22 protein-coding genes are annotated in these 24,641 nt (G+C 67.5%); 14 read left to right on the top strand and 8 right to left on the bottom strand.

Features of this window, described 5'->3' with window-relative positions; all coding sequences use genetic code 11:
* The first annotated feature begins 160 nt into the window (after positions 1-160).
* The 3 genes from arc (at position 161) to ACZ50J_RS10990 (ending at position 4,301) form a co-directional block, all read left to right on the top strand.
* On the top strand, positions 161-1,804 hold the full coding sequence (gene arc, locus ACZ50J_RS11000; RefSeq protein ID WP_464301338.1) for a proteasome ATPase: 1,644 nt from the start codon (positions 161-163) through the stop codon (positions 1,802-1,804).
* Between the two features lie 152 nt (positions 1,805-1,956).
* The gene (locus ACZ50J_RS10995) at positions 1,957-3,054 is read left to right on the top strand and encodes a DNA polymerase III subunit beta family protein (RefSeq protein ID WP_464297265.1); all 1,098 of its coding nucleotides are present in this window, start codon (positions 1,957-1,959) and stop codon (positions 3,052-3,054) included.
* A gap of 2 nt (positions 3,055-3,056) precedes the next feature.
* Positions 3,057-4,301 (top strand): MFS transporter, encoded by a 1,245-nt coding sequence (locus tag ACZ50J_RS10990; RefSeq protein ID WP_464297264.1) that lies wholly within the window; start codon positions 3,057-3,059, stop codon positions 4,299-4,301.
* On the opposite strand, the gene ACZ50J_RS10985 is transcribed toward ACZ50J_RS10990, so the two are convergent.
* On the bottom strand, positions 4,279-4,872 hold the full coding sequence (locus ACZ50J_RS10985; protein ID WP_464297263.1) for a TetR/AcrR family transcriptional regulator: 594 nt from the start codon (positions 4,870-4,872) through the stop codon (positions 4,279-4,281). The two genes, ACZ50J_RS10990 and ACZ50J_RS10985, sit on opposite strands and share 23 nt — an antisense overlap.
* A gap of 117 nt (positions 4,873-4,989) precedes the next feature.
* Here ACZ50J_RS10985 and ACZ50J_RS10980 point away from each other — a divergent pair, with 117 nt between their 5' ends.
* Positions 4,990-5,823: an alpha/beta fold hydrolase gene (locus ACZ50J_RS10980; protein WP_464297262.1), complete on the top strand. Its 834-nt coding sequence runs from the start codon at positions 4,990-4,992 to the stop codon at positions 5,821-5,823.
* 21 nt (positions 5,824-5,844) lie between these two features.
* Here ACZ50J_RS10980 and ACZ50J_RS10975 read toward each other — a convergent pair whose 3' ends face one another.
* Positions 5,845-6,324: a (2Fe-2S)-binding protein gene (locus tag ACZ50J_RS10975; RefSeq protein WP_464297261.1), complete on the bottom strand. Its 480-nt coding sequence runs from the start codon at positions 6,322-6,324 to the stop codon at positions 5,845-5,847.
* Between the two features lie 11 nt (positions 6,325-6,335).
* A complete protein-coding gene (locus ACZ50J_RS10970) occupies positions 6,336-8,657 on the bottom strand; it encodes a molybdopterin cofactor-binding domain-containing protein (protein ID WP_464297260.1) in 2,322 nt (773 codons plus the stop codon).
* 354 nt (positions 8,658-9,011) lie between these two features.
* Here ACZ50J_RS10970 and ACZ50J_RS10965 point away from each other — a divergent pair, with 354 nt between their 5' ends.
* Positions 9,012-9,515 (top strand): FBP domain-containing protein, encoded by a 504-nt coding sequence (locus ACZ50J_RS10965; protein ID WP_464297259.1) that lies wholly within the window; start codon positions 9,012-9,014, stop codon positions 9,513-9,515.
* Positions 9,516-9,547: 32 nt separating this feature from the next.
* On the opposite strand, the gene ACZ50J_RS10960 is transcribed toward ACZ50J_RS10965, so the two are convergent.
* From ACZ50J_RS10960 to ACZ50J_RS10950, 3 genes are read right to left on the bottom strand one after another with little or no spacing between them, the layout of a single operon-like run.
* Positions 9,548-10,798 (bottom strand): FAD-binding protein, encoded by a 1,251-nt coding sequence (locus tag ACZ50J_RS10960; RefSeq protein WP_464297258.1) that lies wholly within the window; start codon positions 10,796-10,798, stop codon positions 9,548-9,550.
* Positions 10,795-11,163: a DUF3054 domain-containing protein gene (locus tag ACZ50J_RS10955; protein WP_464297257.1), complete on the bottom strand. Its 369-nt coding sequence runs from the start codon at positions 11,161-11,163 to the stop codon at positions 10,795-10,797. Before ACZ50J_RS10955 ends, ACZ50J_RS10960 begins: the two co-directional genes overlap by 4 nt.
* The gene (locus ACZ50J_RS10950; RefSeq protein ID WP_464297256.1) at positions 11,160-12,188 is read right to left on the bottom strand and encodes a Gfo/Idh/MocA family protein; all 1,029 of its coding nucleotides are present in this window, start codon (positions 12,186-12,188) and stop codon (positions 11,160-11,162) included. The genes ACZ50J_RS10955 and ACZ50J_RS10950 overlap by 4 nt, the downstream gene beginning before the upstream one ends.
* A gap of 46 nt (positions 12,189-12,234) precedes the next feature.
* Between ACZ50J_RS10950 and dop the strand changes: the two genes are divergently transcribed.
* The 6 genes from dop (at position 12,235) to ACZ50J_RS10920 (ending at position 19,715) form a co-directional block, all read left to right on the top strand.
* Positions 12,235-13,764, top strand: coding sequence for a depupylase/deamidase Dop (dop, locus tag ACZ50J_RS10945; protein WP_464297255.1), 1,530 nt, complete (start codon positions 12,235-12,237; stop codon positions 13,762-13,764).
* A gap of 96 nt (positions 13,765-13,860) precedes the next feature.
* Entirely contained in the window at positions 13,861-14,061 is a 201-nt protein-coding gene (locus ACZ50J_RS10940) for a ubiquitin-like protein Pup (protein WP_464297254.1), read from the top strand.
* Positions 14,058-14,870 carry a proteasome subunit beta gene (gene prcB / locus ACZ50J_RS10935; protein ID WP_464297253.1) on the top strand — a complete coding sequence of 271 codons (813 nt, stop codon included), beginning with the start codon at positions 14,058-14,060 and terminating at the stop codon, positions 14,868-14,870. The genes ACZ50J_RS10940 and prcB overlap by 4 nt, the downstream gene beginning before the upstream one ends.
* On the top strand, positions 14,870-15,649 hold the full coding sequence (gene prcA / locus ACZ50J_RS10930; RefSeq protein ID WP_464297252.1) for a proteasome subunit alpha: 780 nt from the start codon (positions 14,870-14,872) through the stop codon (positions 15,647-15,649). Before prcB ends, prcA begins: the two co-directional genes overlap by 1 nt.
* A gap of 191 nt (positions 15,650-15,840) precedes the next feature.
* Entirely contained in the window at positions 15,841-17,847 is a 2,007-nt protein-coding gene (locus ACZ50J_RS10925) for an ABC transporter ATP-binding protein (RefSeq protein ID WP_464297251.1), read from the top strand.
* Complete coding sequence (locus ACZ50J_RS10920) at positions 17,844-19,715, top strand: ABC transporter ATP-binding protein (RefSeq protein ID WP_464297250.1); 1,872 nt, start codon at positions 17,844-17,846, stop codon at positions 19,713-19,715. The genes ACZ50J_RS10925 and ACZ50J_RS10920 overlap by 4 nt, the downstream gene beginning before the upstream one ends.
* Before the next feature lie 4 nt (positions 19,716-19,719).
* Here the strand turns inward: ACZ50J_RS10920 and ACZ50J_RS10915 are convergent, their stop codons facing one another.
* Positions 19,720-20,703, bottom strand: a complete 984-nt coding sequence (locus ACZ50J_RS10915) for an NAD-dependent epimerase/dehydratase family protein (protein WP_464297249.1) — start codon at positions 20,701-20,703, stop codon at positions 19,720-19,722.
* A 59-nt stretch (positions 20,704-20,762) separates the two neighbouring features.
* Positions 20,763-21,299 (bottom strand): TetR/AcrR family transcriptional regulator, encoded by a 537-nt coding sequence (locus ACZ50J_RS10910; protein ID WP_464297248.1) that lies wholly within the window; start codon positions 21,297-21,299, stop codon positions 20,763-20,765.
* A 79-nt stretch (positions 21,300-21,378) separates the two neighbouring features.
* On the opposite strand from ACZ50J_RS10910, the gene ACZ50J_RS10905 reads away from it, so the two are divergent.
* The 3 genes from ACZ50J_RS10905 (at position 21,379) to pafA (ending at position 24,548) form a co-directional block, all read left to right on the top strand.
* Entirely contained in the window at positions 21,379-22,428 is a 1,050-nt protein-coding gene (locus tag ACZ50J_RS10905; protein ID WP_464297247.1) for an aldo/keto reductase, read from the top strand.
* Between the two features lie 30 nt (positions 22,429-22,458).
* Positions 22,459-23,091 carry an IMPACT family protein gene (locus ACZ50J_RS10900; protein WP_464297246.1) on the top strand — a complete coding sequence of 211 codons (633 nt, stop codon included), beginning with the start codon at positions 22,459-22,461 and terminating at the stop codon, positions 23,089-23,091.
* Positions 23,092-23,186: 95 nt separating this feature from the next.
* A complete protein-coding gene (gene pafA, locus ACZ50J_RS10895) occupies positions 23,187-24,548 on the top strand; it encodes a Pup--protein ligase (RefSeq protein WP_464301296.1) in 1,362 nt (453 codons plus the stop codon).
* Positions 24,549-24,641 lie beyond the last annotated feature (93 nt).

Here is a 24,641-nt window from a genome sequence, read left to right as displayed (position 1 = left end):
GCGGGTTAGGGTCGGTTGGCATCGAACCGCAGCGACGACTGACGTCGCGCTCGCGCATAGGAGGCCGACAGTGACCGACCACTCCCACGAATCTGATGCGCCGCAAGGCTCGATCGAGGGCCTGCAACGCGAGATCCGGACATTGCGCGAACGACTTGCCCTGTCCTCGCACTCCAACGCCGGCGACCTGCAGCAGCAGGTTCGGCAGCTCCAGGCCTCGGTAGGCACGATGTCCGCCCAGAACGAGCGACTGGTGCGCACCCTGAAGGAAGCCCGCGAGCAGATCGTCAACCTCAAGGGTGAGGTCGACCGGTTGGCGCAACCGCCCGCGTCATACGGCATCGTCATCGAGACGCACGACGACGCCACCGCCGACATCCTGTCCTCGGGGCGCAAGCTGCGGGTGGCGGTGAGTCCGTCGATCGAGCCGGGCGAGCTGACCCTCGGCCGCGAAGTCATGCTCAACGAAGCCCTGAACGTCGTCGCCGTCGTCGGTTTCGAGCGGGTCGGTGAGCTGGTCCAGGCCAAGGAGATGCTCGGCGAGGACCGGGTGCTGGTCGTCGCGCATGCCGACGAGGAGCGCATCTGCCGCATCGCGGCCAAACTCGCCGGCGAGACGATCCGCGCCGGGGACTCCCTGCTGTGCGACAGCCGCAGCGGATTCGTCTTCGAGCGGATCCCGAAGGCCGAGGTCGCCGACCTCGTGCTGGAGGAAGTGCCGGACATCCACTACGAGGACATCGGTGGTCTGGCCGGTCAGATCGAGCAGATCCGGGACGCGGTCGAGCTGCCCTACCTGCACGCCGACCTGTTCCGTGAGCACGCCCTGCGGCCGCCGAAGGGTGTGCTGCTCTATGGCCCGCCCGGATGCGGAAAGACGTTGATCGCCAAGGCGGTTGCCGCCAATCTGGCACGCAAGGTCGCAGAGCGGACCGGGCGTGAGGAGGCGGCATACTTCCTGAACATCAAGGGTCCCGAGCTGCTCAACAAGTATGTCGGCGAGACCGAGCGGCACATCCGGTTGATCTTCCAGCGGGCTCGCGAGAAGGCGTCCGACGGCACACCGGTCGTGGTGTTCTTCGACGAGATGGAGTCGCTGTTCCGGACCCGCGGCTCGGGTGTCTCGTCCGACGTGGAGACCACCATCGTGCCGCAGCTGCTGGCCGAGATCGACGGTGTCGAGAGCCTCGAGAACGTCATCGTCATCGGCGCATCGAACCGCGAGGACATGATCGACCCGGCGATCCTGCGCCCCGGCCGGCTGGACGTGAAGATCAAGATCGAGCGCCCCGACGCCGAGAGCGCCAAGGACATCTTCGGCAAGTACCTCGTGCCCGAGCTGCCGCTGCACGCCGACGACCTCGCAGAGCACAACAACTCGGCGCAGGAGACGGTCGAGGCGATGATCCAGGCGTCGGTCGAGCGGATGTACACCGAGATCGACGAGAACAAGTTCCTGGAGGTCACCTACGCCAGCGGCGACAAGGAGATCCTCTACTTCAAGGACTTCAACTCCGGTGCGATGATCCAGAACATCGTCGACCGCGCGAAGAAGATGGCGATCAAGGACCAGCTGACCACCGGTCAGAAGGGCATCCGGGTCGATCACCTGCTGCGCTCGTGCGTGGACGAGTTCAAGGAGAACGAAGACCTGCCCAACACCACCAACCCGGACGACTGGGCACGCATCTCCGGCAAGAAGGGCGAGCGGATCGTCTACATCCGCACGCTCATCGACGGCAAGGACGGCGCGGAACCCGGCCGCTCGATCGACTCGATCAAGGGCACCGGCCAGTACCTCTGACACGGTGATCGAGTAGCGGGGGAGCGTACCTCGCCCGCTACTCGACCTGCGCCGCTTGACCTTCGAGTTGGTTGAGGGGCCAAGCTGGGCTCGTGGCTGAACAACGTGCCGGCCGAAGGACGGACCAGCGGCGTAGAGCGACTGAGGCGAAGATGAGGAACGAGTCTTCGTCCCAGTCGTCGCTGTTGACCATCGGTGCGTTCGCGCGCCTGGTCGGTCTCAGTTCCAGCGCGCTGCGGTTCTACGACGATTGCGGTCTGCTGCAGCCGTACGAGGTCGACTCCGCCAGCGGGTACCGCTACTACTCGGCGGAGCAGGAGCGGCGCGCGACGACGATCAGCCGATTGCGCGGGATCGGCCTGCCATTGCAGGACATTCGCACCGTTCTCGACGGTCCGCCGGAGCAGGCCAGGGCAGCATTGCGGTCGTATGCCGAGCAGGTGTCCGGCATCGCCCGCCAGGCGCGAGAGACCACCGAGGACGTGATCGCGGCCCTTCCGGACCTGCCGGGCACGACCACACCGACGACCGTCGCGGTCCGCGGCCCGGAGCTGGCCAGCGCGTTACGGCAGGTGTCGCCTGCCGCTGCAGCCGTCCCCGACATACCGGTGCTCGTGGGAGTGCTGCTGCAGTTGGGTGGCGACGAACTCACCGTCGTCGCGACCGACCGCTACTGGATGGCCGTGCGCAGCCTGCCGGTCGAGGAGTCGTCCGGCGCGGACCGACCGATCGTCGTCGCCGCGGACGCGGTCCCGGAGGTCGTGCGTTTCGCGGCGACTCACGACCGCGTGCGCATCCGGATCGGCGAAGACGGAGCGACGCTCGAATCGGCGGGCGATGAACTCCGGCTGGCGACGCTGGACGCGCAATTCCCTTCGTATCAATCGGTGTTGGCTTCTCTCTCGCCGATCGCCGGTCGCGTCACGGTGGACCGTGCGCGACTGTCGACCGAACTGTTGCGGCTCGCCGACGCGGACGCCGTGGTGCTCACCACGGGACCGGAGTTCCTCGACGTGCGGATCGACGGTGACCGCCACGGCACCCGGTTGACGGCGATCTGCACGGGCGATGCTCTCGCCATGGCATTCCGGCCGTCGTTGTTGCTCGGGGCGCTCGACGTGAGCATCGGGCCGGAGGTGCTGCTCGAACTCCCGGCCCGAGCCAACAACCCGATCGTCGTACGCTCGGCCGACCAAGGGACCTTCACCACGATCGTCATGCCGGTCCGGCGTGACGCGGCGGACGAGTGACCGTGAGCGCCCGGACAGCCACCACTCCGGTGGCCGAGCGCGGCATGCCTGCGCCGTTCGTCTGGTGGGCGGTCGCGTCGGCGATCAGTCTGGCCGGCAGCTCGGCCTTCGGTTTCGCCGTCACCTGGTACGCCACTGGGATATCGGCCGGATTGACCGGGTTGGTGGGCGTGTTGATCACCCTGCCGACCGCGGCGCTGCTGCTCGTCGGGGGAGCAGTGGCGGATCGGGTCGGCGTCCGCCGGATGCTGCTTGCCGGCGACGGCGCTATGTTGCTGCTGGCCGTCACCGTCGTGATCCTGGCCACCACGACCGGTGTCCAGGCGTGGCTGCTGGTCGTTGTTGCTGTTGTCACCGGTGTCGAAGAGGCGTTCTACCTGCCCGCATCCGGCGTGGTGCCAAGGCTTTTCGCCAGTGGTGATGCGTTACCGCGGGCCACCGCACTCAACAGCACCCTCTCGCAACTGGCCCGGATCGCCGGACCGCCGTGCGGCGCGGCCGCGGTCGCGGCCATCGCATTCGGTGGGGTGGCCGCCGTCGACGCCGTGACATTCGTCCTGGTGCTGGTCGTGCTGCTGCGGATCCGGCCGCCCTACGCTGCACAGCCGGAGCCGGGCCCAACAGGACTCGACATCCTTCGGCCGCTGGCCACGGTATGGCGCACAGCGCAGTTGCGGGCGGTCCTGGTGACGACCGGCCTGATCGCGTCGGGGGTCCTGCCCGCCGTGATCTACGGGCCGTCGCTCCTGGCCCGCGAATCCGGTTGGGGGCCGGGCGCTTCCGGTCTGATCGAAGTCGGTTGGTTGGTCGGTGGGATCGTCGTGACCATCATCGTGGCACGGCGTGGAGCCTCCCGGCGGCCTCGATCCGCTGTCGGCGTCGGACTGTCCATGGTCAGCGTCGGACTGTCCGGTATGGCCCTCGGACCGACGCCCGGCATGGCCCTCGCGGCCGCGGTCCTGCTGGGAGTCGGAGTGTCCGTGTGTACGGCGCATCTCTTCCCGGCATACCTCGCGGCGTCACCTGTGGAGCAACTCGGCAGATATCAGTCGCTGCTCGTATTCGTCCAGATGACAACGCTTCTCGTCGCCACAGTGATCTTCACGTCGGTTGCCGGCGTGGTGAGCGTCCGGTGGTCGCTGGCGCTGTGCGCGGCAGGTATGGGGGTGGTTGTGGTGTGGTGGATTCGCAGTCCGGCCGGGCGACAGTCGCCCGGCTCCGCGGTCACCGCGAAGAGGCGTCGATGAGCAGCTCGGCAGCCGCGCGCGCGTCGTCGGCGGGTTGCACCGAGCCGAAGATCGCCGCCGTCGTCTGCGCGCCCTCGACCAGCAGAACGAGTTGGGGCGCAAGCTTCGCGGGGAGCGCAGCCGCGGCGACGAGCTCACGGATCCGAGCCTCGAAGCCGGCCTTGTGCTGACGCACGTAGTCAGCGATGGAGGGATAGCCCGGGCCGAGTTCGCCGAACGCGTTGATGAAACCGCAGCCCCGGAAACTCGGCTCGGCGAACCATGTCCGTAAGAAGTCGAACACCGCGAGCAGTCGATCGCGCGGTGTGGTGGCTGCGGCTGTCGCCGCCTGCAGTCCGGCCTCCCAGATGCCGTGACGGTGTTGCAGCACGGCGATGATCAGGGCTTCCTTGCCGGGGAAGGCGGCATACAGCCGCTTCAGTGAGACGCCCGCCGACGTACGGACCTCGTCCATGCCCACGGCGTTGATCCCGCGGGCGTAGAACAACGCGTCCGCCGCCTGCACGATGCGCGCGCGGTCGCCCTGGTCGTCGGGAGCGCCCTGCCTTGCCGTCGCCCGCTTGGCCGTCACGATGCTTGCTCCTTCGTGGTCGCGTCCGAACCCTTGCGCTGGGAACGATGGTTCTCTACCGTATATCCCGGACGCATGAGAACGTGCGTTCTCCACTCTTGAAGGGATCGCACAGCGATGAGCACGATCACCGTCGGCACCGAGAACTCCACACCGATCGAGCTGTACTACGAGGACCACGGCAGCGGACAGCCCGTTGTGCTGATCCACGGCTATCCGCTCGACGGATCCTCCTGGGAGAAGCAGACGGCCGCCCTGCTGGCCGCCGGCCACCGCGTCGTCACGTACGACCGGCGTGGGTTCGGGAAGAGTTCCAAGGTCACCACCGGATACGACTACGACACCTTCGCCGCAGACCTTGCCGCGCTGCTCGACGAACTCGACCTGCACGATGCCGTGCTGGTCGGTTTCTCCATGGGCACCGGCGAAGTCGCACGCTACCTGTCCCGATTCGGATCGGATCGGGTCGCCAAGGCGGTCTTCCTCGGGTCACTCGAGCCGTTCCTCCTGCAGACCGACGACAACCCCGAAGGCGTGCCGCAGGAGGTCTTCGACGGCCTCAGCGAGGCGGCGACGCAGGATCGCTACGCGTTCTTCACCTCGTTCTTCGAGAACTTCTTCAACACCGCCGACCACCTGGGCAATCGACTGAGCGCCGAGGCGCTGCGCGCCAATGAGCAACTTGCCTACAACGCCTCGCCGTTCGCCTCGGTGGCAGCGCAACCCACCTGGTTGACCGACTTCCGTCAGGACATTCCGAAGATCGATGTGCCGACGCTGATCGTCCACGGCACGGCGGACAACATCCTGCCGATCGACGCCACCGGTCGCCGTTTCGCCAAGGCGCTGCCGGAGGCCGAGTACCACGAGATCGAGGGAGCGCCGCACGGCCTGCTGTGGACGCACTTCGCCGAGGTCAACGAGCTGCTGCTCGCTTTCCTCGGGCACTGAGCGGGGCCGGCGGGTGCCGCATCACATGCGTGCGGCGCCCGCCCGGATCGCCTTCCGGATCCGGAAATAGGTGCCACACCGACATACATTGCGAATGCTGTCGAGATCGTCGTCGGTGATGGCGCGGCCTTCCGCCTGCACCTTCTTGACCAGTGCCACGGCGGCCATGATCTGACCCGGCTGGCAGTAGCCGCACTGCGCCACGTCCTCGTCGAGCCAGGCCTCCTGCATGGGGTGCAGGTCCGCGCCCTCCGTCGTGTCCGCCAGGCCCTCGATGGTCGTGATCTCGTCCGTGGACTTGACGTCCTTGACCTGCACCGAGCACGGGTTGAACGCCTTGCCGTTGATGTGCGACGTGCAGGCCTTGCAGACGTTGATCCCGCAGCCGTACTTCGGACCGGTCACCTTGAGCACGTCGCGCAGGACCCACAGCAGGCGCACGTCATCCTCGACGTCGACGCTGACCTGTTCGCCGTTGAGGATGAATGTGTGTGTCGACATCAGGATTCCGATCAGTAGGTGTGTGACAGGCCGTCGGTGGGCGATTCCGGCAGAGACGGGACGTAGGGCTTGACGTCGAACGAGAGCGTGTCGTGGTTGATCGGGAAGCGCGTCGGCGTGGTCCCGGTCGCCCGGGCATACGCACAGGCAACGGCGGCGAACGACGCCGGAACTCCGGCTTCACCAACGCCGCCAGGCTGGTCGGACGACGACGGCAGGATGACGCACTCGAACTCGAACGGCGCGTTCCACTCGCGGGTGTAGAAGTAGTTGTCCCAGCTCGCCTCGAGGAAGTGACCGTCCTTGAGATGTGCGCTGTTCGTCAGCGCCAGGCCGATGCCGTCGGACGCCGCTCCCATCAGCTGCGCCTCGACACCCCGTGGGTTGATGACGAGACCGGCGTCGGCAGCAACGACGACCTTGGTCACCCGCGGACCGGCGACGCCGTTCGGGATCTTCCGGTTGACGGTCGCCGGACGGCAGTCGATCTCGACGAGAAAGGCTGTCGCGCCTTTGTATTCGCGGTGCACCGCAATCCCTTGCGCCGTACCAGGTGCCATCGGGCGTCCCCAGTTGCCGACCTCGGCGACCTTCTGCAGGACCGCCTTCACCTCGGGGTACTTGATGTTGGCGAGCCGGAACTCGAGCGGGTCCTTCCGCGCCTTCCGCGCCATCAGGTCGACGGTGAGTTCGCTGGCGCAGGCGACGTCCTGCGAGTAGATGGACCGCATGGAGCCGGTGTTGAAGCGGGTGTCCGTCTCGTCCAGCAGCTGGGTGACGACGCCGAAGTTGTAGGGCAGGTCCTGGGTCAGCAGGAAGATGCTCTGCGAAAGGGCCACCCCGCCCAGCCCGGTCGGCAGATCCGCGGCCGTGGCGATCAGCATCTCACCGAGACCATGGCTGAAATCGGTGCTGACGCTGGTGTGCCGCTGCTCGAAGGTGAGGACCTGATCGCCGAGCATGGTCGCACGGCAGCGGGAGGTCGCCATCGGATGCATACGGCCCTGCCGCGGCTCGTCGACGCGGTGCCACATCAGCTTCACCGGCTTGCCCATGGCCCGGGACACCAGGGCTGCCTCGAGAGCCGCGTCGTGGAACAGCTTGTGCCCGAACGATCCTCCGCCCGTCACCACGTTGACCGTCACCTTGTCGACCGGCAGGCCGAGAGCCTCGGCGATCTTGCCCTGCGCGACGATCGGCGACTTCAGACCGGACCAGATGGTCGCGCGATCGTCCCGGACGTCGGCGATCGCGCAGTTGGTCTCCAGCGCGGCACTGGAGCGGAACATGAACTCGAAGTTCGTGTCGACCTGCAGGCCGAGCAGCGGCAGCTTGGGTACGACCAGGGGAACCTCGGCCTTGCGCAGTTCCGCCAGGACGGACTCGTCGTCGGCGGATCCGACGGCGCTGTCGCCGAACTCGGCCTCGACGGCCCGTACGGCGTCGATGCACTGACCGAACGTCCTGGCGCGTATGGCGATACCGGCGTCCACGACTGCGACGTCCGTGACGCCCGGCATCCCCCGGATCGCGCCCTCGTTCTTCAGCTCGGCAGGCTTCCCGTTGAGACCGGGCGCCCGACACAGCATCGTCGGGAGGGCATCCGGGACCTGCAGGTCCATCGTGAACTTCTTCGTGCCGGTGACGATGTCGCGCGCGTCCACCCGGTTGCGCGGTGTGCCCACGACGGAAAACGACGACCGTGCCTTCAACGCGGTCTTCGTCGCGCGCGTCGTACTGCTGGCGGCCTTCGTGGCGAGCCGGCCGTAGGTGACGGAGCGGCCGTTCGGCCCGGTGATAACGCCGAGCTTGGCGGTCAACTGGTCGACGGCGCAATCGAGTTCGAGGGCTGCTGCCTTCAGCAGCTCACCCTTGGCGATCGATGCTGCGACCCGGATCGGCGTGTACGTCGACACGGTGGAGTTCGAGCCGCCGGTCAGCTGATTGAAGAGCAGTTCGGGGCGGGCCGGAGCCAGCGAGACGTGCACCTTCTCCACCGGCAGATCGAGTTCCTCGGCGAGGATCATCGCGGTCGACGTGGTGATGCCCTGACCGACCTCTGCTCGCGGCAGGGCGAAGCTCGCCGTGCCGTCGCCATTGATCGTGACCGTGATCAGTCCCGAGGTCGCCAGGCCGGCGGTGGTCTCCAGGTCCTCCAGATCGAACAGCGCGGCGATCTGCGGGGGAGAGGGTATGGCTGCCTCGGCCGGTGTGCCGAGGCGCAGATCCGCCGCGACCGTCAGGGTTGCGCCGGCGACCAGATAGCCGACGAATCGCCGTCTGCTGATCCCGTGGTGGGGAGGTTCTGCCGATGTTTCGCGGTGAGGGGACACCTGAAGCACAGTGGCACAGATCACCTACCGGGCAGTAGGTCGCGAATTCAAAGACTTGGTCAAGGTTAATCGCCCCCCCCCCGGCTCACGGCCGCCGTTGAAAACGGGGTGCGTCCACCCCGGGCTCTGTGAGACGGTGGCCGACGGCGTACATGACCCGTGCGTCGGATCTGATGGTGGCGGCCCACGGCCGCCGGAAGTGGGGTCGGCCGCATGGCCTGTTCAGCACACAGCTGACCTGCCCGGTTCAGGACGGGACCAATGTCCCGCCGGATCGGTGCCTTGCCATGCCCTGCGGCATACGCAGCCTCGGTGCTGCTGCCGCGATCACACCGATCGAAGGACCACTCCACCATGCTTTCCCTGACCGAGGCCGCCATCCGCGGCTCGTTCGTCAATGCCTCGCGCCGCGAGGTCCGCGACGCCACCCTTCCCGACTTGTCCACGATCTCCTGGGAGGACACGGACTTCCTGGGCTGGCGGGACCGGAAGAAGGACAACGCCGGCTACGTCGTCATCGAGATCGACGACACACCGGTGGGCGTCCGCTTCACGACGACCACGCGCACCGGCCCGCGACGTCGGGCGCTCTGCGCCTGGTGTCAGGACGTCGTCGTCGAGGACGACGTCACGATGTATGTCGCCCGCCGTGCCGGCGCACCCGGCCGCAAGGGCGACGGCATCGGAACCCTCATCTGCAGCGACTTCGGCTGCAATGCGAACGTTCGCCGGCGGCCGACGCTGACCGAGGTGGGCAGCGGTGCCGAGGAGGATCGCATCGCCCTCATCGAGCGGCGGATCGACGGGCTGCGATTGCGGTCCGACGATTTCGTGCGACGCGTGCTCGCCACGCGCTGACCCACGTCCTCACCGCGTGGCGCGTGCCGGTCTCAGGCGCGCGCCACGTGGCGGTCGACGAACTCGTTCCGGAACTTCCCGTGCGGGTCGAACAACCGCCGGAGATCGTCGAAATCGTCCAGCCGGTCGTACGCCGTGTCGAGGCGACCGGGGTAGGTGAACACTTTGCCCCAGTGCGGCCGTGGCGCGAGATCCGCCAATGCCTGCTCGACGATCCCGACCGCCCGGTGCACGGCTGTGACGTCCGGTTTCCAGGTGAAGTGGAACGCCACCGAGGCTCGACCGTATGCCGGGCTGAGCCACTGGGATTCCGCTGCTATCGCACGGATTTCGGACACGAGCAATTGCGGGGCGATGGCGTCCCCGACCGCCAGGAGCGCTTCGATCGCGCGGCCGGCGTCCTCCGCGGCGACGAAGAACTCGGACTGGATCTCCGCACCCGCACTCGGGGTGAAGCCGAGCCGGAAGTGTGGAAGGCGATCGGCCCAGCCCCCGGCGACACCACCCTGCTCGGTCACCGCGTCGGCGGTCGCCCCTGCAGCCTGCAACGGATGCAGCGTCTCCGGTGTCCAACTCGCACCCGGCAGGGACGGTTGTGCGCGATCCCCGTCCACGACCGACTTCAGCACGATGTGATCCGGGCCGGCGCCGACCCAGCGACCGAACACACTCACGCTGTATGACGCAGCCAGCACGTCGTTGATGCGCGCGACCAGCTCGCCCCAGCTCATCCCGACGAACGCGTCCTGCCGGACGGTGTAGTCCGGCACGGTCGACAGTCGCAGGCGAGTGACGACACCGAGCGCTCCGAGTGAGACCACCACTCCGTCGAAATGGCTGTCGGAGGAATCGAGCCAGCGCAATTCGCCGTCCGCAGTGAGGATTTCGACGGCCTGCACGGCAGATGCGAGCCCGGGCTGTCCGACCCCGGAACCGTGCGTGCCGGTCGCGACACTGCCGGCGACAGTGATGTGGGGGAGTGAGGCGAGGTTGGGCAGCGCCCGTCGCGAAGCAGCCAGTGCCGGCACCAGATCGCCGTACTTCATCCCGCCACTGACCGTGACCGTGCCGCTCTCGGTGTCGACGACTGGAGGCTGCACCAGCCCGGAAATGTCCAGCTGCCAGCCGGATTCGCTGTCTGCGATGCCGTTGAAGCTGTGTCCGGAGCCGGCGATCTTCACGGCCGGTGCGTCTGCGACGAGTTGCTGCAACTCGTCGATCGTCGCCGGCCGCTCACGCCGTGTCGCGCGATAGTCATAGGTCCCCGACCAGTTCGTCGTCATACCTGCGCCCTTCGTTGCCAGAGCTGTGCGGCGAACCGCCAGCCGAGTAGGAAGATCCCGAGAAAGATCGTTGCGACCACGATGAAGGCGAACGCGGTGCCGTCCCCGGTCAGCCGACGGAGCACCATGCCGACCGCGACGGCGCAGAGCCAGACCGGCCAGCCGGTGCGTACGGAGAGCGGGAGACGACCGGACGCGAGGCGCACGACGAGCCAACCGACAGCCGCACCCGCGAGGAACGGCCAGCCGGTCTGCAGCGAGTCCACCACCGGGTTGCTCTCGTGGTGCGACGCGCGGCCGATGCCCGCGAAGACGAGCACCACCAACGCGTCGACGCCCAGGGCGACGGCGGCTCGTGACCTCACGCGGTCTCGCCGGGGTAGTGCACCCCGAGCTGGGCTCGGACCTCGTCCATCAGCCGCATGATGCGCAGGGTCTCGTCCCACGTCATCAACGGCGATTCGACGTCACCGGCACTGATCCGGCGAGCCGCTTCGACGGCCTCGAAATGCAACCCGTGCTCGGTAGCGGCAGGTTCGTAGGTGTCGAGCACCGTGTCGTCCGGCCCGACCAGCCGTACCGGTCCTGGCTGGTAGAACCACCCCGGCAGCTCCAGACGTGCCGAATCGCCTGTGATGACAGCGGTGTTCGCGGTCTGGGCGGCCATCGTGGTGACGCAGGTGGCGACGGCGTCGTTCCCGGTCAGCACGACGGTCTCACTGCGGTCCACTCCTTCCGGGGTCAGGATGCCGGTGGCGTTCACCTCGAGGTCTCCGTCCAGCAGCATCGCCGCGAGGGAGATCGGGTAGATCCCCAGATCCAGCAGGGCGCCGCCGGCGAGCGCGGGGTCGGCCAGTCGTTGCGGACCGTCCGGGTAGAGCAGTTGCCCGTGGTCGGCGACGACGGTGTCAAGGCGCCCGAGCAGGCCATCGGCGACGGCTTGCCGCACGACGTCGTACCGCGGCAGGAAACGTGACCACATCGCCTCCATGCAGAAGAGCCCGCGGCTGCGCGCCTCGTCGATGACCTCGGTGGCTTCGGTGGTGTTGCGGGCGAAGGCCTTCTCGACGAGGACCGGCTTGCCGGCGCGCAGCGCCAACAGCGCGTGCTCACGGTGCGCGGAGTGCGGCGAGGCGACGTAGACGACGTCGACGTTCGGGTCGGCCACCAGCTCCTCGTAGGAACCGTGCGCGGTGAATCCGCCGAACTGCGAAGCGAACTCGCGTGCTCGCTGCAGGTTGCGCGAGCCACACGCGACGATCTGCTGCCCGGTGCCGGCCTGCAGGGCCTTCGCGAACGACGTGGCGATGCCACCGGGGGCGAGGATGCCCCAGCGCAGGACCGGCGCGTCCATCGGATCGAGAGTTCTGGGAGCGGGAAGTGTGGTCACGTCAGCCATCTTCGCAGAGCGATTGAGCGCACCTTAAGGTCGGAACATGACTGTGCGCCGCATCATGGGCATCGAGACCGAGTACGGCATCTCCGTTCCGGGGGAGCCCGCGGCGAACCCGATGGTGCTGTCCGGGCGCGTCGTCACGGCATACGCGACACAGGTGGGCATGCGGGCCGCTCGGGCCGGCTGGGACTACGAGGACGAAGCGCCGCTGCGCGACGCCCGCGGCTTCGACATGGCCCGGGCGAACGCCGACGCCAGCCAGCTCACCGACGAGGAGGATCCGACCCTCGCCAACGTCGTGCTCACCAATGGTGCACGGCTGTACGTCGACCACGCCCACCCGGAGTACAGCTCGCCGGAGGTGACGACACCGCGCGACGCCATCGCCTGGGACCGCGCCGGTGAGTCGGTCATGCGGGAGGCGGTCCGCCTGCTGTCCGGACCGGGCAGGCCGGGCGTGAACCTCTACAAGAACAACACCGACGGCAAGGGTGCGTCGTACGGCACGCACGAGAACTACCTGATGAGCCGCGCCACCCCGTTCTCGGAGATCGTGCGGCACCTCATCCCGTTCTTCGTCGCCCGGCAGATCATGTGCGGTTCGGGTCGCGTCGGGATCGGTGTCGAGTCGGGCAAGCCCGGCTTCCAGCTCGCCCAGCGATCCGACTTCTTCGAGGTCGAAGTCGGGCTGGAGACGACCCTGAAGCGGCCGATCATCAACACACGGGACGAGCCGCATGCCGTCGCCGACCGCTATCGGCGGCTGCACGTCATCCTCGGCGACGCCAACCACTGTGACGTGACCAATCTGCTCAAGCTCGGCACGACCAGCCTGGTGCTGGGCATGATCGAGGACGGCTTCATCACCCAGGATCTGACGGTCGACAAACCGGTCGAGTCGCTGCAGCGGCTGTCGCACGATCCGACCCTGCGCACGACCGTCGAGGTCGCCGGCCGGCGGACGCTGACCGGCGTCCAATTGCTCTGGAGCTACTACGAACTCGCCGACGCCTGGCTGAGTCAGAGGTATGGCGGGGAGCTCGACGAGGACACCGCCGAGGTCATGCAGCGCTGGGAACAGGTGCTGACCAAGCTCGAGCGCGATCCGATGGAGGCGGCTCGTGAGGTCGACTGGGTGGCGAAGCTGAAGACGCTGGAGAGCTACCGCGCGCGCGACGGACTGTCCTGGTCCGATCACCGGTTGCGCGCGATCGACATCCAGTGGTCGGACGTGCGCTCCGACAAGGGGCTGTTCAACCGATTGCTGGCAGCCGGTCGCTTCGAGCAGCTCGTCGACGACGCCACGGTGCAGCGGGCTGTCGCTGAACCACCGACCGACACCCGGGCGTTCTTCCGCGGCACCTGTCTGGCCCGCTTCCCGCGGGAGGTCGCCGCCGCGTCCTGGGATTCGGTCATCTTCGACGTGCCCTCGCAGCCCAGCCTGCAACGCGTGCCGATGCTGGAGCCCGGACGCGGAACGAAGGCACACGTCGGTGCGCTGCTGGACCGTGCGGATTCGGCTGACGACCTGCTGCGGCTGCTTGCCACCGAGCCACCGCGGATCGACTGAGTCCGGGCTGGCGCGCCGTCGCGTCATACGGGCTGCCACACGTAGGGTTGAGGCAGAGGCGCAGAAGATCGCGTCAGTCGATGAAAGGACACCGCCATGGCCACGCAGGAACACAAGAATCCGCAACGCCGCGACGCCGACCCGGCCGACGACGCCCCGGAGCCGGCACCCGTTGCCGCGCCGGCGAAGCAGGAGCTGGACGACGACATCGACAGTGTCCTGGACGAGATCGACGGTGTGCTCGAGGCCAACTCCGAGGAGTTCGTCCGCGGTTTCGTGCAAAAGGGCGGCGAATGAGCTCGTCCAACAAGCTCCCCGCGTCATACCTGCAAACCGGCTCCTCCTCGTTCACCGAGTTCCTCGCCGGACACGCGCCCGACCTGGTGCCGGGCTCGCGCACGCTGCCGTCGGCTGCGGTGGAGGCACCGCACGGCACGACGATCGTCGCGATCGCCTATGCCGACGGCGTGCTGCTCGCCGGTGACCGACGCGCCACGATGGGCAATCTCATCGCCAACAACGAGATGCTGAAGGTCTTTGCGGCCGATGACTATTCGGCTGTCGGCATCGCCGGCACGGCCGGTACGGCCATCGAGATGGTCCGGCTCTTCCAGGTCGAGCTCGAGCACTACGAGAAGATCGAGGGCACCCGCCTGTCCCTGGTCGGCAAGGCCAACCGGCTGGCGACGATGATCCGCGGCAATCTCGGGATGGCCATGCAGGGCCTGTCGGTCGTGCCGCTCTTCGCCGGCTACGACCTCGATCGCGAGAACGGCCGGATCTTCTCCTACGACGTCACCGGTGGCTGTTACGAGGAGCACGACTTCCATTCGGTCGGCTCCGGCTCGCTGTTCGCGCGCGGCGCGTTGAAGAAGCTGTGGCGTCGTGGGCTGACCCGCGACGAGGCAGTGCGCGTCACGATCGAGGCGCTGTACGACGCTGCCGACGACGACTCCGCCACCGGCGGGCCCGACCTCGGTCGGCGCATCTGGCCGACGGTCGCAGTGGTCGATGCAGAGGGCACTCGGTTCGTGAACGACGACGCGTTGGCAGCGGTGGTCGAAGAGGTCCTCGCCGACCGCCGCGAGATCGGAGGTACTCGCTGATGAGCATGCCGTTCTACGTTTCACCCGAGCAGCTGATGAAGGACCGGGCGGACTACGCACGCAAGGGAATTGCCCGCGGCCGGTCCGTCGTTGTCCTGGCGTATGACGGTGGCATCGCGTTCGTGGGGGAGAACCCCAGCCGCGCGTTGCACAAGGTGTCGGAGATCTACGACCGGATAGCGTTCGCGGCCGTCGGCAAGTACAACGAGTTCGAGAACCTGCGTGTCGCCGGCATCCGTTACGCCGACCTGCGTGGCTACTCCTACGACCGCTCCGACGTCACCGCGCGGGGTCTGGCGAACGCCTACGCCCAGACGCTCGGCACGGTCTTCACCCAGGAGTCCAAGCCCTACGAGGTCGAGATCGTGGTGGCCCAGGTCGACGACGACCCGGCCGAGGACCAGATCTACCGGCTCACCTACGACGGGTCGGTCGGCGACGAGCACGGCTTCGTCGCGATGGGCGGGGCGTCCGAGCACATCAACAGCGCCCTCCAGGAGCGCTGGGAGTCGGGCATGGACCTCGGCACGGTGCTCCGCCTCGCCGTCGCGGTGCTGGGGGAAGACCCCAACGGTGGCGATGCCCGTACTCTCGCAGCCGATCAGCTCGAGGTCGCCGTCCTGGACCGCGCCCGCGAACGCCGCAAGTTCCGGCGCATCGGCGGTTCGCTGCTGGAGGCACTGCTCAGCCCGGACGACCCGACCGAGGACGTGCCGCACACGGAGGACCAGCGCGGTGCTCACGACACGCACCGCGTCGACGACGAGCCCGAGGTGTAGCGACTCCGATATCGGGATGCCGTTGTCAGTGGGTCGTGACATGATCAATAGACATCCCAGGTTCTTCGCCCGGCCGTGCTCTGTCCGGTGATCGTCGAGTTGCTCGTCACGCCTTGACTTCAAGTGCGGTTGAACGTCGAGGCTGAGGTGTGCTTCGCCGCCGTCACTCACCCAGGAGTCAACACCTCACGATGACCCATCAGCCGCCGCCGGCAGTCGTTCCCTCCGAGAATTTCGCGAGTTCCGAGAGTTCGCGCCCCGCATCCGCGGGCCTGCGTTCCGTACCCAGCATCAATCCACCACCGGAGCGGCACCGTCGGACGACGAGTCTGCTGCGGCTGGCGCCCTACGTGAAGCCCTACCGGGCCCGCTGGATCAGCATGTTGCTGTTCTCGCTCGGCAGCCTGGCCGCGACGATCGTCATACCGCTGATGACCAAGGCCGTCATCGACGGACCGGTGAGCCACCACGACCAACACGGCCTGTGGGTGCTCGGCACCGTCGCCCTCGCGGTCGGTATGGCAGAAGCCATCCTGTGGTTCGGCCGTCGCTGGCTGGTCGCCAGAGCGACGATGGGCATCGAGCGCGACATCCGCAAAGAGATGTACGCACGCCTGCAGGTGCTGCCGATGTCGTTCCACGGGCGTTGGCAGTCCGGCCAGTTGCTGTCGCGAATCATGAACGACCTCAGCATGATCCGCCGGCTGCTCAGCTTCGGGATCGTGATGCTGATCCTCAACTCGCTGCAGATCGTGGTCGTCACGCTGATCCTGCTGGCGCTCTACTGGCCGCTCGGCGTGGTGGTCGTGATCTCGATCGTGCCGATCGCGGCGACCGTGCTGCACAACCAGCGCAAGTTCACCAAGCTGTCCCGGATGGCGCAGGACCAGACCGGCGTCGTCGCGACCAACGTCGAAGAGGCCGCGCTGGGTCTGCGGGTCATCAAGTCCTTCGGCCGCGAGGACTACATCTACGAGCGGTTCGACGAGCAGGCCACCGACCTGTTCGACATCCAGGTCCGCAAGGTGCGCCTGCAGGCCAGCTTCTGGACGCTGCTGGAGGTCATCCCCAACCTGACCCTGATCGTGGTGCTCGGTCTGGGTGCCGCAGCGACCGGCTCCGGCCGGATCAGCCTGGGAACCCTGGTCGCCTTCATCACCATGATGCTGTCGCTGGTCTGGCCGATCTCGTCGCTGGGCTTCCTGCTGTCGATGTCGCAGGAGGCGATGACCGCCGCCGATCGTGTTGCAGAGATCTTCGACTCCGAGCCGGACATCACGGACGGTCCGATCGACCGGGTGTCCAGCGGTGGAGCGTTGCGCCTGATCGACGTCGGGTTCAAGTTCCCCGACGCGGAGGACGGTGACGCCGGGTGGACGCTGCGACACGTCAATCTGGACCTCGAGCCGGGGGAGACGATCGCCCTCGTCGGCGCGACCGGTTCGGGCAAGTCCGTCCTCACCGGCCTGATCCCACGGCTGTATGACGTGACGGAGGGCCGGATCGAGGTCGATGGGACCGACATACGCCACCTGAGTCTGCCGGCGTTGCGGTCGACGGTGGCAACCGCTTTCGAGGATCCGACGCTGTTCTCGCTGTCGGTGCGCGAGAACCTCACGCTGGGCCGGCCCGGCGCGACGGACGAGGAGATCGCCGAGGCGATCGACGTCGCCCAGGCGCATTTCGTGCACGACCTGCCGTTCGGGATGGACACCCGGATCGGCGAGCAGGGCATGAGCCTGTCCGGTGGTCAACGGCAGCGGCTGTCGCTCGCACGGGCGGTGCTCACGCACCCCAAGGTGCTTGTCCTGGACGACACCCTCTCGGCGCTGGACGTGCACACCGAGGCGCTCGTCGAGGAGGCGCTGCGCCGCGTGCTGCACGAGGTCACCGGCCTGGTGGTCGCCCACCGGGCGTCCACCGTGCTGCTCGCCGACCGCGTCGCGCTGCTGGACCACGGCACCATCACCCACGTCGGCACGCACGCTCAACTGCTGGCCAGCGTGCCCCGATATCGCTACCTGTTGGCGGCCGATGACGAGCTCGACGACGGCGCCGAGCACGATCCCACCTGGTGCACCGACGACGAACGACGCTGCGCGCGCGAGGACGCGGAGATCGCGGAGAGTTCCGAACACGCCTCTCGCGACGACGATTTCGGATCCCTGCACAGCCCGGCACGGGAGGCACGCCGATGAGCACTGCGACAGAGACCTCGACGAAGAACCCCGAGCAGGCTCCCCAGGAGGAGGAGCGCTGGCGGGGTCGGATGATGTCCGACAACGACAGCGATCTGCCGATCGACGAGTCCAAGCCGATGAAGCGGGAGGCGCGTCAACTCCTGGGATCGCTGCTGGCGCCATACAAGAAGATGGTCGCCGTCCTGTGCATCTTCGTCGTCCTGGAGAACCTCGCTCGACTGTCGGTGCCTCGACTCGTCCAGCTCGGCATCGACCACGGTGTCCCGCCGATCACCCGCAGCGGAGACGCGCACGTCCTGCTGATCATCATCGGCGTCCTGTGCGCCGTTGTTGCGGTCCAGGCCGTCACCCGCATGTTCTTCCTGCGGCAGTCCGGCACGATCGGTGAGCTCGCGCTGCTGGAGCTGCGGCGCCGTATCTTCCGGCACTTCCAGCGACTGGACGTGTCATTCCATGACAAGTACACCTCGGGTCGCGTCGTCAGCCGCTCGACGAACGACGTCGAGGCCATCCAGGACATGCTGGAGAACGGCTTCGACAGTCTGGTGACCGCAGTCCTGACCCTGGTCGGCACGGCGATCCTGTTGATCACGCTCGATGTCGAGCTGGGTCTGATCTGCCTGATCAGTTTCCCGGTGCTGGTGGCGCTGTCGGCCTGGTTCCGCAGCGCGTCCAGCAAGACCTACCGGGAGGTCCGCGAGAGCGCAGCGCTGGTCATCGTGCAGTTCGTCGAGACGATGACCGGCATCAAGGCGGTGCAGGCCTACCGTCGCGAGCCGCGCAACCAGGAGATCTTCGAGGAGGTCGCCGAGCGCTATCGCGCGATCAACGAGAAGACGTTCCAGCTGGTCGCCATCTTCATGCCGTCGGTCAAGCTGATCGGCAACATCATGACCAGCATCGTCCTGCTGTATGGCGGCTGGCGCGTCCTGCACGGCCACATGACGGTCGGTGTGCTCACGGCGTTCCTGCTCTACCTGCGGATGTTCTTCGAGCCGATGCAGGACATCACCCAGTTCTTCAACACGTTCCAGTCGGCGTCGTCAGCGCTGGAGAAGGTCGCCGGTGTCATCGCCACACCACCCGGGATCAAGGACCCGGAGCAGCCCAAGCAGCTCGAAACCGTCCACGGGAGAATGCAGTTCGAGGACGTGCGCTTCGAGTACGTCGAAGGACGGCCGGTCCTGCCGGGGCTGACCCTCGACATACCCGCCGGGCAGACGGTGGCACTCGTGGGCACCACGGGCGCCGGCAAGACGACGATCGCCAAGCTGATGGCCCGGTTCTACGACCCGACGTCGGGCGACGTCCGGCTGGACGGGACGGACCTGCGCGACGTGGATCAGCCGCAGCTGCGTCGGCACGTGGTGATGGTGACCCAGGAGAACTTCATGTTCGAGGGGTCGGTCGCCGACAACATCCGCTTCGGCAAGCCGACCGCGACCGAGGAGGAGATCCGGGCGGCCGCCGAGGCTGTCGGCGCGGATCAGTTCATCGAGAAGCTGCCGGACGGTTACGACACGGACGTCGCCAAACGAGGCGGTCGCCTGTCCGCCGGCCAGCGGCAACTGATCGCGTTCGCCCGGGCGTTCCTCGCCGACCCTGCGGTGCTGATCCTGGACGAGGCGACCTCGTCCCTGGACATCCCGAGCGAACGACTGGTCCAGCGTGCCCTCGAGACAGTGCTCGCCGACCGGACCGCGCTGATCATCGCGCACCGGCTGTCGACCGTCGAGGTCGCCGACCGGGTGCTTGTCCTCGAGCACGGTCAGGTGCTGGAGGACGGCAGTCCGGCGGAGCTGATCGGCGCCGGCGACGGCCGGTATGCCGCCCTGCACCAGGCGTGGGTGTCGTCCTTGGCCTGATCGGTCAGCGTGCGTCGGCGATCAGCGCACGTTCGTCGTCGGGGGAGAGGCCGGCCCGTCGGGTGCGCCCGGGGCCGGCCTGCAGCTCCCAGCTGAGGGTGTCGCGGATGGAGTCCTCCCAGGAGCGCGTCTGCAGCCCGGCCGCGCGTGCTGCGGTGACCGATCGCGTTGCGAACCCTGCGTATTCGGGCTGCGGAAGCCAGAGCGGCAGGCTGCGCTCACCGGCCCATGGCTCGATCCTGTGCTCGGTGATCCACTGCTGATCGACCGTGACGAGTTCGCCGTCGTGGCCGGCGATCTCGCGCGCCATGGCGAGATAGTCACCGAGGGCGATGTGCTCGGTAGTGGTGTTGAAGACGCCACCCGTGCCGCGGTCGGAGGCGTCGACGAGCCAACGTGCGAGGTCGCGTGCGTCGATCAACTGCACCGACGCATCTGGAGCGTCCGGCACCAGAACCGCCCCGTCATCCGTCACCGGGTGCGCAAAACGCAACGGCCAGTAGCCCGTTCGGTCACTGTGGTCGCCCGGTCCGGTGATCAGGCCCGGACGTGCGATGAGCGCCTTGTCGCCGTACGCCGTGAGCACGGCCTGCTCGCAGGCGACCTTGCACTCGCCGTACTTCTCGGCCACGAACGGTCCGTCGTACGGCTCGAGCAGCGGCGCGGACTCGTCCTGGCCGGGTAGGTCGTCCTGTGCGTAGACCGAGCAGGTCGACACCAGCGCCAAGCGGGTGACCCGGTCGCGGAGTGCGGTGACCGCGCCCGTGGCATGGGCCGGAACCATCGTCACGTCGATGGCGGCGTCGAAGGACCCGTCGAGGGCTGAATAGGACTGTGGATCATCGCGATCCGCGGCGACGAGTGTCGCTCCGTCCGGGGCGGGCCGGTCGCCGCGCGCCATACAGACCACCTCGTGGCCCTGTTGCAATGCAGCCCGAACGATCTCGCCGCCGAGCCATGCCGTTCCACCGAGCACCAGAAGTCGCATGCCGTCAGCCGACCACGTCGGCCCGGGTACTGGCAATGCCTCGCTGCCGTGGGCAGCGATCAGCGTCGGGGCGCGAGCCCGTCCAGGATCAGGTCGAGGATGTGTGGCGCTCGGTCCTCGGGTTCTGTCGGAGCGCGCCAGAGTGCAGCGGTCAACTGAAGGAAGTCGGCCGGGTTCGCGTCGGCTCGGATGTCTCCGGACGACGCGCCGGCGTCGAGCAGGGTCTCAATGGCACCGAGGACCGGGCCGTAGCTGCTCTCGGTCACCGACTTGTGCGCGCTCGGTGTCAGCGCGTCGCCGAGGCCGTGCTTGCGTCGCATGGCCGTGACCAGGTCTAGGGTCCAGGCGCGCAGGGCGTCGACGGGGGAGAGCCGCTCGAGCAGGCTCGCCACGGAGCCGACCAGTCGGTCGACCTCGTCCTGGTAGACGGCGAGGACGAGGTCCTCGCGGGTGGGGAAGTTCCGGTAGAGCGTCCCGGCACCCACCCCTGCCTGCTGGGCGACCTGATTCATCGACGCGGCAGCGTCTTTCGCGAATGCGTCGCGCGCTGCCGCAACGATGCGCGCGCGGTTCTCGCGGGCGTCGGAACGGACCACAGAAGATCACCCCTTTGCTAAGTGGAGAGCTCTCCGGTAAAGTAAATGGAGAACTCTCCACCTACGTTAGAGGAGCATCATGCAGTACATCAAGCTGGGCACGACGGGACTCGACGTGTCACCGATCGCGATCGGCGCCATGACGTATGGCGAGCCGGACCGCGGCCACCCCGTCTGGTCCAAGACCGAGAGCGATGCGCGCCCGCTCATCAAGCACGCCTTGGACGCCGGCATCAACTTCTTCGACACCGCGAACATGTACTCCAACGGGTCGAGCGAGGAGATCCTCGGTCGCGCTCTGCACGACTACGCCGACCGCGACGCGGTGGTCATCGCGACCAAGCTGCGGCACCCGATGCGCCTGGGCCCCAACGGTCGCGGCCTCTCGCGCAAGGCCATCATGACCGAGGTCGACCATTCGCTGCGTCGGCTCGGGACCGACTACATCGACCTCTACCAGATCCACCGCAACGACCACTCGACGCCGTGGGAGGAGGCGCTGGAAGCGCTGCACGACGTCGTCAAGGCCGGCAAGGTCCGCTACCTCGGTGCGTCGTCCATGCACGCCTGGGAGTTCGCGAAGGCGCTGCACCTGCAGGAGCGGCACGGATGGGCACGCTTCGTCTCGATGCAGGACCACTACAACCTGTTGGCTCGCGAGGAGGAGCGCGAGATGATCCCGCTGTGCCTCGACGAAGGCGTCGGCACGATCGTCTGGTCGCCGCTCGCGCGTGGGCGGCTCGCCCGCGCCTGGGACGACGCGAGGGCGACGACCCGGTCCGAGACCGACGGCGCGTTCGCCGACCTGCTCTACTCGCCGGCCGAGGAGGAGTCGAACCGCGCCATCATCGACGCCGTCGGGCAGGTCGCCGAGCGGCACGGCGCGACACGTGCCCAGATCGCCCTCGCCTGGCTGCGGCGTCAGTCCGTGGTGACCGCTCCTCTCGTCGGCGCCGGCTCGACCGAGCAGACCGACCAGGCGGTGGCCTCGCTGGAGATCGAGCTCAGCGATGCGGACGTGCGAGCGCTGGAAGCGCCATACACCCCGCGGTATGACTGGCAGGGCGTGTCCGACGAGGCCGAGATGGAGGAGATCCGGCAGCGCGTGCCGGGAATGGCGCTCTCGTAGAACGATTTTCGCGAGCTAGGCTCGGCGACCATGAGCTCGACCACGACCTACCGGACGATCACGCGCCGCTGCGTGGGCGAGCTCGAGGTCAGTCGGTCACGGTTCCTGGCCGACGTGCGACGGGTCGAGTCCGAGGACGCCGCACGCGCCGTCATCGCCGAGATCCGAGCTGAGCATCGTGATGCCCGCCACCACTGCAGCGCGTTCGTGCTCGGGCCTGACGGCAGGCTGCAGCGCAGCAACGACGACGGCGAGCCGTCCGGCACTGCGGGTGCGCCCATCCTGGCCGCGCTGGGCGGTGCCGGGCTCTCCGACGTGGTCGCGGTGGTCACGCGCTGGTTCGGCGGCACGCTGCTCGGCACCGGCGGCCTGACGAGGGCGTATGGCGGCGCGGTCGACGCGGCACTGCGGGATGCCCGGTTCGTCATACGGGAGGAACGCGAAGCGGTAGACGTGGCCGTGCCGCACGCGGACGCCGGGCGCATCGAGGCGGAGCTGCGCGCACGCGGCGTCGACGTCGCCGGGACCGATTACACGGAGGTCGCGACACTGCATCTCACGACCACCGATCCGGACGCGCTCGACGCGCACATCGCCGCGCTGACCGGCGGCACGGCAGTCGGCATACGGAACGGTCCCCGCTGGCACGACATCGACGGTTAGGGTCGGTACATGGGTTTTGATCAAGCACAGCAAGCTTGGGCTGCGCTGGCATGGCGGCAGCTTGCTGACGCTCTTGGCAGGGCAGGATAAGCCTCATGGAGCGCAGGATCTTCGGCATCGAGAACGAATACGGCGTCACCTGCACGTTCGACGGGCAACGCCGGCTGACGCCGGACGAGGTTGCGCGCTACCTGTTCCGCAAGGTCGTCTCGTGGGGTCGCTCGTCCAACGTCTTCCTCGGCAACGGCTCCCGGCTCTACCTGGATGTCGGCAGCCATCCCGAATACGCGACGCCCGAGTGCGACGACGTGCGCGAGGCCGTCATCCACGACAAGGCGGGCGAGCGCATCATCGAGGGCCTCGTCGAGGAGGCCCAGGCACGGCTGGCCGACGAAGGCGTCGACGGCAAGATCTTCGTCTTCAAGAACAACACCGACTCGGCCGGCAACTCCTACGGCTGCCACGAGAACTACCTGATCGGGCGGGCGGGTGAGTTCCAGCAGATCTCGGACATCCTGATCCCGTTCCTGGTCAGCCGACAGATCACGTGCGGCGCCGGCAAGATCGCGATGCTCGGCCACAAGCCGACCTTCTGCGTCAGCCAGCGCGCCGACCACATCTGGGAGGGCGTCAGCAGCGCCACCACCCGGTCCCGGCCGATCATCAACACGCGGGACGAGCCGCACGCCGATGCCGAGCGCTTCCGCCGGCTGCATGTCATCGTCGGCGACAGCAACATGAGCGAGACGACCACGATGCTCAAGCTCGGCTCCGCGCACCTGGTGCTGCGGATGATCGAGGACGGCGTCTCGATGCGCGACCTCACCCTGGAGAACCCGATCCGCGCCATCCGGGAGATCAGTCACGATCTCACCGGCCAGGCGCTGGTCCGCCTGGCGAACGGACGCGAGCTCTCCGCGCTGCAGATGCAGACCGAGTACTTCGAGCGAGCACGGTCGTATGTCGACAGCCGCAATCTCACCGACGACCTGACCAAACGGATCATGGACCTGTGGGAGCGGACCCTGACCGCGGTCGAGACCGGCAACCTGAGTCTGGTCGACACCGAGATCGACTGGGTCATCAAGCACAAGCTGCTCGACCAGTACTCCGCGAAACATGGTCTGGCACTTGACGATCCGCGCATGTTGCAGCTCGACCTGACCTACCACGACATCAACCGTGAGCGCGGGCTGTTCTACCTGTTGCAGCGTCGTGGGAAGGCTGCCCGGGTGTGCTCGGACGTCGAGGTGTTCGAGGCCAAGACCTATCCGCCGCAGACGACCCGCGCCAAACTGCGCGGCGACTTCATCCGGGCCGCCCAGGCGGCACGACGCGATTTCACCGTCGACTGGGTGCACCTGAAGCTCAACGACCAGGCTCAGCGCACCGTGCTGGTGAAGGATCCCTTCACCGCCAGCGATCAACGGGTGGAGCGACTGATCGACGGAATGTGAGGCACCCTGCCTCATGCCCGGTCCACAGCGGGCTTCGTTAGGGTGGCGCCCGCTCGACATGTTCCGACACATCCCCAACGCTTGATGAGGTTC

The organism is Flexivirga sp. G2 (assembly GCF_055397625.1).
Note: the sequence above shows the minus strand (reverse complement) of the source record. Positions and strands in the feature narration are given on the sequence as shown.

Bases quoted from the DNA above. Each gene is read 5' to 3' on its own strand.
- ACZ50J_RS10995 (WP_464297265.1), top strand. From the start codon at position 1,957: ATGAGGAACGAGTCTTCGTCCCAGTCGTCGCTGTTGACCATCGGTGCG.
- ACZ50J_RS10980 (WP_464297262.1), top strand. From the start codon at position 4,990: ATGAGCACGATCACCGTCGGCACCGAGAACTCCACACCGATCGAGCTG.
- ACZ50J_RS10975 (WP_464297261.1), bottom strand. From the start codon at position 6,324: ATGTCGACACACACATTCATCCTCAACGGCGAACAGGTCAGCGTCGAC.
- ACZ50J_RS10965 (WP_464297259.1), top strand. From the start codon at position 9,012: ATGCTTTCCCTGACCGAGGCCGCCATCCGCGGCTCGTTCGTCAATGCC.
- ACZ50J_RS10960 (WP_464297258.1), bottom strand. From the start codon at position 10,798: ATGACGACGAACTGGTCGGGGACCTATGACTATCGCGCGACACGGCGT.
- dop (WP_464297255.1), top strand. From the start codon at position 12,235: ATGACTGTGCGCCGCATCATGGGCATCGAGACCGAGTACGGCATCTCC.
- ACZ50J_RS10940 (WP_464297254.1), top strand. From the start codon at position 13,861: ATGGCCACGCAGGAACACAAGAATCCGCAACGCCGCGACGCCGACCCG.
- prcB (WP_464297253.1), top strand. From the start codon at position 14,058: ATGAGCTCGTCCAACAAGCTCCCCGCGTCATACCTGCAAACCGGCTCC.
- prcA (WP_464297252.1), top strand. From the start codon at position 14,870: ATGAGCATGCCGTTCTACGTTTCACCCGAGCAGCTGATGAAGGACCGG.
- ACZ50J_RS10925 (WP_464297251.1), top strand. From the start codon at position 15,841: ATGACCCATCAGCCGCCGCCGGCAGTCGTTCCCTCCGAGAATTTCGCG.
- ACZ50J_RS10920 (WP_464297250.1), top strand. From the start codon at position 17,844: ATGAGCACTGCGACAGAGACCTCGACGAAGAACCCCGAGCAGGCTCCC.
- ACZ50J_RS10915 (WP_464297249.1), bottom strand. From the start codon at position 20,703: ATGCGACTTCTGGTGCTCGGTGGAACGGCATGGCTCGGCGGCGAGATC.
- ACZ50J_RS10905 (WP_464297247.1), top strand. From the start codon at position 21,379: ATGCAGTACATCAAGCTGGGCACGACGGGACTCGACGTGTCACCGATC.
- ACZ50J_RS10900 (WP_464297246.1), top strand. From the start codon at position 22,459: ATGAGCTCGACCACGACCTACCGGACGATCACGCGCCGCTGCGTGGGC.
- pafA (WP_464301296.1), top strand. From the start codon at position 23,187: ATGGAGCGCAGGATCTTCGGCATCGAGAACGAATACGGCGTCACCTGC.